The following is an 11,966-nucleotide window of genomic DNA, read 5'->3' as shown; positions in this document are numbered from 1 at the left end:
TGCCAAGCGCGCCGCTCGTGCTGCGTTGATGCGGGCTCGAGTGCGCTCAGTCGAGGGCATTGATCGCGCTGATGGCAGTCGGCGCGTGCTCGGGTTTTTCGGCCAGTTCCTCGAACTCGTTGATGGCGTCGATCTCGGTGCCCATCGAGATGTTGGTCACACGCTCGAGTATCACTTCGACGACGACCGGCACGCTGTGCTCGGCGGCGAGCGCCTGGGCCTCTTTGAGCGCCGGGGCGATCTCTTCGGGCTTGAACACGCGCAGCGCCTTGCAGCCGAGGCCTTCGGCGACCGTCACGTGATCGACGCCATAGCCGTTCACTTCAGGCGCGTTGATGTTCTCGAACGCGAGCTGCACGCAGAAGTCCATGTCGAACGCGCGCTGCGCCTGGCGGATCAGGCCGAGATACGAGTTATTCACGACGACGTGCACGTACGGCAGCTTGAACTGCGCGCCCACGGCCAGCTCTTCGACCATGAACTGGAAGTCGTAGTCGCCCGAGAGCGCCACGATGGGACGCGTCGGATCGGCTGCGCGCACACCGAGCGCCGCGGGAATCGTCCAGCCGAGCGGGCCCGCCTGGCCGCAGTTGATCCAGTTGCGCGCCTTATACACGTGCAGGAACTGCGCGCCGGCGATCTGCGAAAGGCCGATGGTGCTCACGTAGCAGGTGTCGCGGCCAAACGCCTTGTTCATCTCTTCGTACACGCGTTGCGGCTTGATCGGCGTGTTCTCGAAGTGCGTCTTGCGAAGCATCGTGCGCTTGCGCTCCTGGCAGTCGGCCACCCACGCGCTGCGATCCTTCAGCTTGCCCGCGGCCTTCCATTCCCTGGCGATTTCGACGAACAGTTCGAGTGCGGCCTTCGCGTCCGAGACAATGCCGAGATCCGGGCCGAACACGCGGCCGATCTGCGTCGGTTCGATATCGACGTGCACGAACTTGCGACCCTTCGTGTACACCTCGACGCTGCCCGTATGGCGGTTCGCCCAGCGGTTGCCGATGCCGAGCACGAAGTCGGAGGCGAGCATCGTGGCGTTGCCGTAGCGATGCGAGGTCTGCAGGCCGACCATGCCGGCCATGAGCGGATGGTCGTCGGCAATCGCGCCCCACGACATGAGCGTCGGGATCACGGGCACGCCCACGGTTTCGGCGAACTGCACGAGCAGGTCTTCGGCTGCCGCGTTGAGCACGCCGCCGCCCGAGACGATCAGCGGTTTGTCGCTCGCGTTGAGCAGTTCGAGCGCGGCTTCGATCTGCTTGCGCGTCGCGCGCGGCTTGTAGACCGGCAGCGGCTCGTACGTGTCGATGTCGAATTCGATTTCGGCGAGCTGCACGTCGATCGGCAGATCGACCAGCACCGGACCCGGACGGCCCGAGCGCATCAGATGGAACGCCTGCTGGAACACGCGCGGCACGAGCGCCGGCTCGCGCACGGTGACGGCCCACTTGGTGACGGGCTTGGCGATCGACTCGATGTCGACGGCCTGGAAGTCTTCCTTGTAGAGGCGCGCGCGCGGCGCCTGGCCCGTGATCGCGAGGATCGGAATCGAATCGGCCTGGGCCGAGTAGAGGCCCGTGATCATGTCGGTGCCCGCGGGACCAGAGGTGCCGATACACACGCCGATGTTGCCCGGCGTGGCGCGCGTGTAGCCTTCGGCCATGTGCGAGGCGCCTTCGACGTGGCGCGCCAGCACGTGCGTGATGCCGCCGGCCCTTTTCATCGCCGAATAGAACGGATTGATGGCGGCGCCCGGCACGCCGAAAGCGGTGTCGATGCCTTCTTTTTCGAGCACCAGAACGGCGGCGTCGACGGCTCTCATTTTGGCCATGATTGTCTCCTGAATGTCTCGTATGCGAGGAATGGCGATGCGTTGAGGCCCACTTTAGGGGCGCAGGAAAGGTTTGATAAGATCAGTCCAGGTCGTTTATTCCGAAACAAAAAGTATGGAATGCCGGCGGGAGGGGGCTTTCCGGCTCGCAACCCGACGGGGGAGACACGCAATGGACCGATTCAAGCAGATCGAAACCTTCGTGCGCGTCGCAGACGCGGGCAGCCTCGCGGCGGCGGCGCTCGAGGAAGGTGTTTCGCCGGTGATCCTCGGGCGGCGTATCGACGCGCTGGAGAAGCGTCTCGGCGTGAAGCTCATCTACCGTTCCACGCGGCGGCTCGTAGTGAGCGAGGAGGGCGCGGCCTTTCTCGAACGCTGCCGCGGCCTGCTCGCCGACTGGGATCAGGCCGAAAACGAACTATCCGCCGGGCGCCAGGTGGTGAGCGGCCATCTGATCGTCTCGGCGCCGGCGGCGTTCGGGCGCAAGCACGTCGCGCCGCTCGCGCCCGAGTTCCTCGCCGACAAGCCCGAACTGCAGGTGTCGTTCAATCTCACCGACCGCGTGGTCGATCTGGTGCGCGAGGGCTACGACCTGTCGATCCGCATCGGCGGCGCGGTGGACCCGAACTTCGTCGCCGTGAAGCTCGCCACCAACCGGCGCGTCGTGTGCGGCACGCCCGAATATTTCCGCAAGCACGGGCGGCCGAAAACGCTCGAAGACCTGCCAAACCACAATTGCCTCGCGTTCAACCTGCAGGGCGGCCAGAACCGCGGCTGGTACTTCAGCCGCGGCGGCAAGCTCGTCACCGTGCGCGTGGGCGGCACGCTCGACTGCAACGACGGCGAGCTGCTGCACCGCTGGGTGACCGAGAGCCTCGGCCTTGGCTGGCGTTCGACCTGGGAGATCGACGCCCAGCTCGCGCGCGGCGAACTCGAAACGGTGCTCGACGAATACGCGCTGCCCGATTACGACATCCTCGCGGTGTATCCGCAGCAGCGCTACGTGCCGGCGCGCGTGCGCTACTTCATCGACTACCTCAAGGAGGTCTACGCGCGTCCGGGGTACTGGGCCGGCGCGTAGTCGCGCGTTTCGCATTTATTTTTCGTTTTCGTGCACACGGAGCGGGAATAAACTGGCCCGAGCTTCGGTAGTGCCTGTATGCGGCCACGGTCGCGTAAGCCAAACGAAGACGCGAGGGGACGACGTGGGAGAAACCGCGTACGAGCAGGATGAGGCCGCACGCAGCCGCCGCTTTCAGGCGCTGGCGCTGCCGCATCTCGATGCGGCCTACAACCTCGCGCGCTGGCTCTCGCGTAACCCGGGCGACGCGGAAGATATCGTCCAGGAGGCGTTTCTACGGGCGTTCCGCTTCTTCGACGCGTTTCGCGGCGACGAGGCCCGCCCCTGGCTGCTCGCGATCGTGCGGCGCGTCTGGTACGACGAATGGCGGCGGCGCGCGGGCGCGGAAGAGGTGGCGCCGTTCGACGAGTTGCGCGACGACGCGCCGCTCGAAGGCTGGGAAACGGGCGGCGTCGATCCCGAGACGCTCGCGATCCGCGCCGAAGACACCCGTTATGTGCAGGATGCGCTCAGGCGCCTGCCGGTGGAGTATCGGGAAGTACTGGTGCTGCGCGAGCTGGAGGAGCTGGGTTATCGCGAGATCGCGGCGATCGCCGATCTGCCGCTCGGCACCGTGATGTCGCGGCTCGCGCGTGGCCGCAGACGGTTGGCGACGCTGCTGGCGGCGTACCACGGCGGCGAGCGAAACAGGTCAGCGGCAGGTAGTGCAGTCGGTGAGACTGCAAACGATTCGGTTGTCCGCGGCCCCGGCTGCGCGGACGACAGGGCAGGAGTCGGGGGAAGCAGTCAAGCCAGGAGACCATCCGGCCGGGGGAACGGCGGTCGGTTCCGCGAGGAGCCGGCCGCCGACGGCGGAGCGCCGTTGCGCACTCGCTCTCAAACCGAAGGCCGAACGACGGAGGCGCCCGATGAACTGTAACGAAGCGCGCCCGCTGGTCGACGCGAGCGTCGACCGCGAACTCTCCGCCGCCGACGAATGGCGTGTGCGCGAGCATCTCGCAGGCTGCGAGCCATGCCGGCGTGTCGCCGACGACGCGCAGGCCATCTCTCGAATGACCCGATCCGCGCCATACCACCGTGCGCCGGCTGGGCTGGCTGCGCGTATCGTCGCGGCATTGCCGGCGACGGACGTACCGCCGGCGAAAGCAGTGCCATCGCCAACCCCCGCGCGCGCTTCGGGCGGCTGGCGCGCCTGGCTGCGCAACTGGTGGCCGGGCAGCGGCGGCGGGGCGCGAGGCGAGGCGGGCGGTCGTGGCTGGGGCGCTGCGTCCGTCAACGCGGGGCCGCGCGCGGCCACGCTCGCGTGGTTCGGCTGCGCGGTGTTGATTCTTTGCGCGCTGGCAGTGATTGCCACGCTGCAACTGCGCCGCCCGGCCGCTGAGATGGCCTTCGTCGACGATCTCGTGTCCAGCCACGTGCGGGCCCAGATTTCGGGCCGCGATATCGACGTGATCTCGACCGACCGCCATACCGTGAAGCCGTGGTTCAATGGCCGGATCGACTACGCGCCGCCTGTCTTCGATCTGGCGCAGCAGGGCTTCGCGCTCGCGGGCGGACGTCTCGATTATGTGGGGCGCGAACGCGTCGCCGTGCTCGTCTATCACCATGGCAAGCACGTGATCGATGTCTATGTGTTCCCGCCAGGCGCGAACGGGCCGGCCGTCTCGGGCGCCGTGCCGCAGAGTTCGAGCGAAGGCTACGCACTTCTGCGCTGGCAGGCGGCGGGCATGACCTTGTGGGCGGTGTCGGACGCCGGTGCGGACGCGCTCGACGGCCTGCGCGCGGCGCTCGACGCCCGTCTCGCGGGCGGCGCGAGCGAGGCGGCCGGCAGCTAGGCTGTCGCCTCACACGGCCGCACAGGGGCGCCTTCATGGCGCTCCTCGCCGCGCAAGTCATTGAAAACACGCCCGAATCATCGCCCGAACGCACGATCTGTCTTGCGTGCGTAGCCCATCCGCGCTACAATCTTCGGCTTCTCACTTGCCGCACCGGTTCCGACGCCCGGGTGGCTTAAATCCACAAGGAGTGATACATGCGTCATTACGAAATCGTCTTCATCGTGCATCCCGATCAGAGCGAGCAGGTGCCCGCCATGATCGAGCGCTACAAGAGCACGATCACCTCGCACGGTGGCCAGATCCACCGCATCGAAGACTGGGGCCGTCGTCAACTGGCCTACATGATCGAGAAACTCGCGAAGGCTCACTACGTCTGCATGAACATCGAATGCGACCAGACCACGCTCGACGAACTGGAACACGCGTTCAAGTTCAACGACGCTGTTCTGCGTCACCTCATCGTCAAGATGAAGAAGGCCGAAACCGGCCCGTCGCCGATGATGAAGGAAGTGCAGCGCGAAGAAGCCAAGAAGGCGGCTGCCCAGCCGACCGAAGCGCAGGCTTAAGTACGTAAGCCATCAGGATTCAAGCAAAGTCATAGCCAACCCCGCGTGAACAGGCTTCAACTTACCGCTAGCGTCGTCGAACGCGAACCGGTGCGGTATACCCCCGCCGGCGTTCCGATCGCAAGCGTCACGTTGCAGCATCGCACGGAGGTCGTCGAAGCCGGCATTCCCCGCTTCGTCGAACTCACGATGCCCGCGGTCGCGGCCGGCAAGGCCTGCGGTCTCGTAGAAAGCTGTGAGATGGGCGTGGAAGCGCTCTTCACCGGTTTTCTGGCGAAAAAGCACCGCAATGCGCGAACCCTGGTGTTTCACATCACCGAAATGCAAGGCACAGGAAAGGACTAATCATGCCCCGCCCGACTGGTAAGAAATTCGACAAGCGTCGTCAGCAACAAAACCCGCTCTTCAAGCGCAAGAAGTTCTGCCGCTTCACGGCTGCAAACGTCGAACAAATCGACTACAAGGACCTCGACACGCTGAAGGACTTCATCGGCGAAAACGGCAAGATCACGCCGGCTCGTCTGACGGGTACGAAGGCCCACTATCAGCGTCAGCTGGACACGGCTATCAAGCGCGCGCGTTTCCTCGCGCTGATGCCGTACACCGACCAGCACAAGGCCTAATAAGACGACGCGATAAGGAGCAATAGAATGCAGATCATTCTTCTGGAAAAAGTCGTCAACCTGGGTAACCTCGGCGACATCGTCAAGGTGAAGGACGGTTACGCACGTAACTTCCTGATCCCGAACAAGAAGGCACGCCGTGCTACGAAGGACGCAATCGCTGAATTCGAAGTCCGCCGCGCAGAACTCGAAAAGGTCGCCGCTGAAAAGCTGGCAGCAGCGCAAGCCGAAGGCGAAAAGCTGAACGGCCTGACCGTCCAGATCGGCCAGAAGGCCGGCGTGGACGGCCGCCTGTTCGGTTCGGTCACGAACGCGGACATCGCCGTTGCGCTCACGAAGCAAGGCTTCGCAGTGGAAAAGGCGCAAGTGCGCCTGCCGGAAGGCCCGCTGAAGATGGTGGGCGACCACCCGGTGCAGGTTGCACTGCACACCGACGTCCTCGTCGACGTCACGGTGTCGGTGCTCGGCGAGCACGCCTAAGTACCCACGTGCGGCCCTCACGGGCCGCACGGTTTGACGCAAGACTCAGGAAGGGCAGGAGCCGCAGGGCTTCTGCCTTTTTTGTTGTGCGCGGCCTGGACGCTACGCGCGTTGCAAGTTTTCAAGCTTGTTCGAGGCACCCCCTTGTCCGATAATTGCCCTCCATGAACGCTCCGAAAGATCCCCAACTCGACTCGCTGAAAGTCCCGCCGCATTCGATCGAAGCCGAGCAATCGGTGCTCGGCGGCCTGCTGCTGGATAACGGCGCATGGGACCGGATTGCCGACTTCCTCTCGCAAAGCGACTTCTATCGCTACGATCACCGCATCATTTTCGAGCATATTGGCCGGCTGATCGCCGCCACGCGCCCGGCCGACGTGGTGACGGTGTACGAGGCGCTCGGCACCTCGGGCAAAGCGGATGACGTGGGCGGGCTCGCATACCTGAACGCGCTCGCGCAGAACACGCCGAGCGCCGCGAATATTCGCCGCTACGCGGAAATCGTGCGTGACCGTGCGGTGCTGCGCCGGCTCGTGTCCGTCGCCGACGAAATTTCCGCCGACGCCTTCAACCCGCAGGGCAAGGAAGTGCGCCAGCTGCTCGACGAGGCCGAGTCGAAGGTGTTCTCGATCGCCGAAGACGGCGCGCGCGGCACCCAGGGCTTCCTCGAGATCGGGCCGCTGCTCACGCAGGTCGTGGAGCGCATCGACACGCTCTATCACACGGCCAACCCGAGCGACGTGACGGGCACGCCTACGGGCTTCATGGACCTCGACCGCATGACGTCGGGCATGCACGGCGGCGAGCTGATCATCGTGGCAGGGCGCCCCTCGATGGGTAAGACCGCGTTCTCGATGAACATCGGCGAGTACGTGGCCGTCGAGTATGGCCTGCCGGTGGCCGTGTTCTCCATGGAAATGCCGGGCACGCAGCTCATCATGCGTATGCTCGGGTCGGTGGGCCGTCTGGATCAGCACCGCATGCGTACGGGCCGTCTGACCGATGAGGATTGGCCGAAGCTCACGCACGCCGTGCAGAAAATGAGCGAGGCGCAGATCTTCATCGACGAAACCGGCGGCCTGAATCCGATGGAATTGCGCTCGCGTGCGCGGCGTCTGTCGCGCCAGTGCGGCAAGCTCGGGCTCATCATCATCGACTACCTGCAGCTGATGAGCGGCTCGGGCACGGGCGAGAACCGTGCGACCGAAATTTCGGAAATTTCGCGCTCGCTCAAGAGCCTGGCGAAGGAACTGGATGTCCCTGTGATCGCGCTCTCGCAGTTGAACCGCGGTCTGGAGCAGCGTCCGAACAAGCGGCCGGTGATGTCGGACCTGCGCGAATCGGGCGCAATCGAACAGGACGCGGACGTCATCCTGTTCATCTATCGCGACGAAGTCTACAACCCCGACAGCCCCGACAAGGGCACGGCCGAAATCATCATCGGCAAGCAGCGTAACGGTCCGATCGGACCCGTTCGCCTCACGTTCCACGGTCAATACACGAAGTTCGATAATTTTGCCGGGGCGCAGACCTTCTACGGCGAATAACGCAAAGCGTTGCGCGGCTTGCGCCAAAGTGGCGCAAATTCCGCGTTGGCGGCTGCCGATCCATGCGGCAGCTCCCGCCTGGCGATACAATATTGCCGTTTTATGACAGCCATCTCTGTCACTTATTTTGCTGCCCGATTGCCGCGAAGTGACCGCGAAGTCACCGCTTCGTGACGGCAATCCGAGACCAATTTCCGGGATACCAATGTTCGGTCGATTCATGCCCACCGAGGGCAAGTTCTTCGAGATTTTCAATGCGCATGCGAAATGCATCGTTTCCGCGAGCCGCGAACTCGAACTCCTGATCGATAACCTCGCTGACGCCGAGGTTCACAAGCAGAATGTGCAGGCCTCCGAAAAGGCCGCCGACAAGCTCACGCACGAGGCGATCGACCTTCTGCACAAGACCTTCATCACACCGCTCGACCGCGACGAGATCCACAAGCTGATCACGACGATGGACGACTGCCTCGACCTGATGGAAGACGTCGCCACGGCCATCTCGCTCTACGACGTGCAAGCCGTGACCGCCGAGGCGAGCCAGCTGGCGCACGTGGTGACGGCCACGGCCGAGCGCGTGCAGCTGGCGGTGGGCCTGCTCTCCGACATGAAGCAGGCGCGCGAGATCCTGCAGGCCTGCGAAGACATCGACCGTCTGGAGTCCGACGCCGACCGCTTGCTGCGCGGGGCCATTTCGAAGCTCTTCCGCGAGGAAGACGACGTCAAGAACCTGATCAAGCTGAAGGCGATCTACGAACTGCTCGAAGCGATCACGGACAAGTGCGAGGATGTCGCGAACATCATCGAAGGCATCGTGCTAGAGAACGCCTGAGCACCCTGCGATGCAATCGATACAACTCGCTCTCTGGGCGGTCGCGACGCTGGTCGCCATCGCTCTCGTCTTCGACTTCATGAACGGCTTTCACGACGCGGCGAATTCCATCGCCACGGTCGTGTCTACGGGCGTTCTGAAGCCGCAGCAGGCGGTGGCTTTTGCTGCCATGTTCAACGTGATCGCCTATTTCGTCTTCCACCTGAAGGTGGCGCAAACGGTAGGCAAGGGCACCATCGACCCCGATATCGTCGACCACTACGTGGTGTTCGGCGCGCTGATGGGCGCGATCGGCTGGAACGTGCTCACCTGGTACTACGGCATTCCATCGAGTTCGTCGCACGCGCTGATCGGCGGCCTCGTGGGGGCGGCGCTCGCGAAGTCGGGCTGGGCCTCGCTCAACTTCGACGGACTCATGAAGACCGTGGCGTTCATCTTCATCTCGCCGCTGCTCGGTTTCATCCTCGGTTCATTCTTCATGCTCACGGTGTCGTGGCTGTACTTCCGCACGCCGCCAAGCAAGGTCGACCGGCGCTTCAGGCGCCTGCAGCTGCTCTCCGCGAGCCTCTATAGCCTCGGCCACGGCGGCAACGACGCGCAGAAGACCATCGGCATCATCTGGATGCTGCTGATCGCAACGGGCTACTCGGCGATCGGTTCGGACGCGCCGCCCATCTGGGTGATCGGCGGCTGCTATCTGTCGATGGGTCTCGGCACGCTGTTCGGCGGCTGGCGCATCGTGCGCACGATGGGGCAGAAGATCACCAGGCTCAAGCCGGTGGGCGGTTTCTGCGCGGAGGCGGGCGGGGCGCTCACGCTTTTCACGGCTTCGTCGCTGGGCATTCCCGTTTCGACCACGCACACGATCACCGGCGCGATTGTCGGCGTTGGCGCGACGCAAAAACTCAGCGCGGTGCGCTGGGGCGTGGCGGGCAACATCGTCTGGGCCTGGGTGCTGACCATACCGGCGTCGGCCACGCTGGCCGCGGCCGCATGGTGGCTCGGTCACCGCTTCATGTAAAAGCTGCGGCGCCTTCGGGCGCCGCAGTGCTTTTGAGGCCTCGCCCACGCGCTGGCGGGCGCTTCAGATCAGCGGCGTGCTCGCCCCATCCATCGGAATGAGCGCGCCGGTGACGTAGCTCGCGCGGCGGCTCGCGAGGAAGAGCGCGACATCGGCAATTTCCTCCGGCTTCGCGTAGCGCCCGAGCGGCACCTTCGATTCGCCGTTCGCCAAGGCCTCTTGCGCACCGACGCCCGTGCGTTGCGCCTCCAGCTGAACGGCCTCCTGCAGCCGCTCCGTGAGCGTGGCGCCGGGGTTGATCGCGTTGATGCGGATGCCATAGCGCGCGTGGTAATGCGCGAGGCCCACGGTCGCGAGCATCAGCGCCGCGTTGGCCGCGCCGCCCGCGATGTGGATGTCGCTCGCGAACTTGCCGCCCATGCCGATGATGTTGACGATCGCCCCGGGTTCCATGCTCTCGCCCGACTTGATCCGCTGCACCATGCGGCGCAGCACCTCCTGCTGCGGGTAGATGTAGGGGAAATATTTCGCCTCCATCGTGGCCCTGAACGCGTCCGCATCGAGGGTTTCCGGGTCGTAGCGGCGTGCCGCGCCCGCGCTGTTGATGAGGATATCGATGGGGCCGACCGCGGTGGAGACTTCTTCGACCACGTCGGCGGCGCTATGCGCTTCGTGCAGGTCCGCGCGCGTGAGGTGCACGTGCAGGCCTTCGCTCGCTAGTTGCTCACGAGCACGCGCGAGATTGGCGGGGTCGCGCGAGACGATCGCCACGCGGGCGCCTTCCTGCGCAAAGGCGCGCGCGCAGGCAAGGCCAATGCCCTTGCTGCCGCCCGTCACGAGTACCACCTTCTTGCTGAGTCCAAGATCCATCGTCGCCTCGCTGCGCGAAAGTATGAAAAACGGTCCCAAAACGATAGCAGAGGCGCGGGGCGCCGCAAACCGCTGCAAGCATGCTCGGCCGTGCGGCCAGGGGCAACGTGCCGCGCAGCGCCGTGGCCGGGTCGCTTCAGTCGCCGCCGTTGGCAAAGCGCGCGATCGGGTCGTCGCTGGACTGGGTCGGGGCGGGCGAGGCCGGGCCGGCCGTCGAGGCGCGCATGATCTGCGCGCCTCCCGCGGCTGGCGACGTCGCCTGGATCGGCGTCGAGCCCACCTGGCCGGCCTGGCGCGCCGCTGCGCTTGCCGTGGGCGGAGGGGGCTCGAAGGCGTCGGCGGCGGCGTCGATGGCGTCGCGCGGGGCGCTGGCGGCGGGGTTGGTAGCGTATGCAGGCGCGTTGTTGGCGGGCGCGGCCGCCGGTGCGAGCGCGCCCGCGTCGCGTGCCTGCGTCTGCGCCGCGCCGAGCGAGGCGGGCGGGGGCTCGAACGCGTCGGCCGGAGCGGCGGTGGAAGCCGTCGGCGTGGTGGCTGGCGTTGTCGGTGGTGTTGCCGCATAGGCCGCCTGCGGTGCGCCGACGACGCGGTAATGGCTCGCGGCCGCGACTCGCGGCACGGGCTGCGCCGCCGCAGCCGGCGCGACGCTCGCCATTGCGGCAGCCGGTGGCGCGGTGTTCGCGCCAGGCACGCGTTCAGCCGGCGCAGACGCGTCCCAGGTCGGCGTCTCGAAAGGCGTGCGTTTGGGCGGCGCCATGCGGCGGATCCCGTCGAAGCGCTTCGCCCAGTACGGGTTGGTCAGATAGTCGAGTCGCACTGTGCCGCCGGTCGAAGGCGCGTTGACGAAGCGCAGGTTGCCGACATATATCCCGACGTGCGAATGCGGCCGCCCCGTCGTATTGAAGAAGACGAGGTCGCCGGCCGCAATCTCGTCGGGCTCGATCGTTTCGCCGCGCATGCTCATGTCGGCCGTGGTGCGGGGCAAGTCCACCGAGGCCGAGCGCGCGAGCACGTATTTGACGAGACCGCTGCAATCGAAGCCGCTGTCGGGCGTATTGCCGCCCCAGCGATACGGAATGCCGACGAGCCCCATCGCCTGGATCGAGATTTCCTCGCGGCCCACGCTGTGATCGACGAAATTGGGGAAGCCCGCAGGCTTGGTGCGCCACGCGTTTTCGCCGGCGGACGAACCGCTGCGCGATACCCTTTGCGGCGCACTGGAGCACGCGGCAAGCAGGACTGCGATCAGAAGCGGAAGCCAGAGTCGACGCATGAAGCGG

General features: G+C 65.4%; 13 protein-coding genes. 10 read left to right on the top strand and 3 right to left on the bottom strand.

All coding sequences use genetic code 11. From position 1 onward, the window contains the following. Positions 1 to 46 precede the first annotated feature (46 nt). Positions 47 to 1,831 carry a glyoxylate carboligase gene (gene gcl / locus AB3X98_RS21375; RefSeq protein WP_342945666.1) on the bottom strand — a complete coding sequence of 595 codons (1,785 nt, stop codon included), beginning with the start codon at positions 1,829 to 1,831 and terminating at the stop codon, positions 47 to 49. 172 nt (positions 1,832 to 2,003) lie between these two features. Here gcl and AB3X98_RS21370 point away from each other — a divergent pair, with 172 nt between their 5' ends. From AB3X98_RS21370 to AB3X98_RS21325, 10 genes are all read left to right on the top strand, one after another. Beyond that, the gene (locus AB3X98_RS21370) at positions 2,004 to 2,912 is read left to right on the top strand and encodes a LysR substrate-binding domain-containing protein (protein ID WP_254314100.1); all 909 of its coding nucleotides are present in this window, start codon (positions 2,004 to 2,006) and stop codon (positions 2,910 to 2,912) included. 124 nt (positions 2,913 to 3,036) lie between these two features. Next, positions 3,037 to 3,831 (top strand): RNA polymerase sigma factor, encoded by a 795-nt coding sequence (locus AB3X98_RS21365; RefSeq protein WP_368604205.1) that lies wholly within the window; start codon positions 3,037 to 3,039, stop codon positions 3,829 to 3,831. Beyond that, entirely contained in the window at positions 3,821 to 4,747 is a 927-nt protein-coding gene (locus tag AB3X98_RS21360; protein ID WP_368604206.1) for an anti-sigma factor, read from the top strand. The genes AB3X98_RS21365 and AB3X98_RS21360 overlap by 11 nt, the downstream gene beginning before the upstream one ends. Positions 4,748 to 4,944: 197 nt before the next feature. Further along, complete coding sequence (gene rpsF, locus AB3X98_RS21355; RefSeq protein WP_027818337.1) at positions 4,945 to 5,316, top strand: 30S ribosomal protein S6; 372 nt, start codon at positions 4,945 to 4,947, stop codon at positions 5,314 to 5,316. A gap of 45 nt (positions 5,317 to 5,361) precedes the next feature. Continuing rightward, positions 5,362 to 5,661, top strand: coding sequence for a primosomal replication protein N (gene priB / locus AB3X98_RS21350; protein ID WP_028204898.1), 300 nt, complete (start codon positions 5,362 to 5,364; stop codon positions 5,659 to 5,661). A gap of 2 nt (positions 5,662 to 5,663) precedes the next feature. Next, positions 5,664 to 5,939, top strand: a complete 276-nt coding sequence (gene rpsR, locus AB3X98_RS21345) for a 30S ribosomal protein S18 (protein WP_027797225.1) — start codon at positions 5,664 to 5,666, stop codon at positions 5,937 to 5,939. A 27-nt stretch (positions 5,940 to 5,966) separates the two neighbouring features. Beyond that, positions 5,967 to 6,419, top strand: a complete 453-nt coding sequence (gene rplI / locus AB3X98_RS21340; RefSeq protein ID WP_069267538.1) for a 50S ribosomal protein L9 — start codon at positions 5,967 to 5,969, stop codon at positions 6,417 to 6,419. Between the two features lie 164 nt (positions 6,420 to 6,583). Next, entirely contained in the window at positions 6,584 to 7,966 is a 1,383-nt protein-coding gene (locus tag AB3X98_RS21335; RefSeq protein WP_069267537.1) for a replicative DNA helicase, read from the top strand. 205 nt (positions 7,967 to 8,171) lie between these two features. Next, positions 8,172 to 8,798, top strand: a complete 627-nt coding sequence (locus AB3X98_RS21330) for a DUF47 domain-containing protein (RefSeq protein ID WP_069267536.1) — start codon at positions 8,172 to 8,174, stop codon at positions 8,796 to 8,798. Between the two features lie 10 nt (positions 8,799 to 8,808). Continuing rightward, complete coding sequence (locus AB3X98_RS21325) at positions 8,809 to 9,819, top strand: anion permease (protein ID WP_368604207.1); 1,011 nt, start codon at positions 8,809 to 8,811, stop codon at positions 9,817 to 9,819. 63 nt (positions 9,820 to 9,882) lie between these two features. Here AB3X98_RS21325 and AB3X98_RS21320 read toward each other — a convergent pair whose 3' ends face one another. Then, positions 9,883 to 10,689: an SDR family oxidoreductase gene (locus AB3X98_RS21320; RefSeq protein WP_069267534.1), complete on the bottom strand. Its 807-nt coding sequence runs from the start codon at positions 10,687 to 10,689 to the stop codon at positions 9,883 to 9,885. A gap of 136 nt (positions 10,690 to 10,825) precedes the next feature. Continuing rightward, positions 10,826 to 11,959 (bottom strand): C40 family peptidase, encoded by a 1,134-nt coding sequence (locus tag AB3X98_RS21315; protein ID WP_368610309.1) that lies wholly within the window; start codon positions 11,957 to 11,959, stop codon positions 10,826 to 10,828. Positions 11,960 to 11,966: the final 7 nt, after the last annotated feature.

The organism is Paraburkholderia sp. BR14312 (assembly GCF_040948675.1).
Classification (GTDB): domain Bacteria; phylum Pseudomonadota; class Gammaproteobacteria; order Burkholderiales; family Burkholderiaceae; genus Paraburkholderia; species Paraburkholderia nodosa_A.
This window is presented reverse-complemented; position numbering and strand designations above follow the sequence as displayed.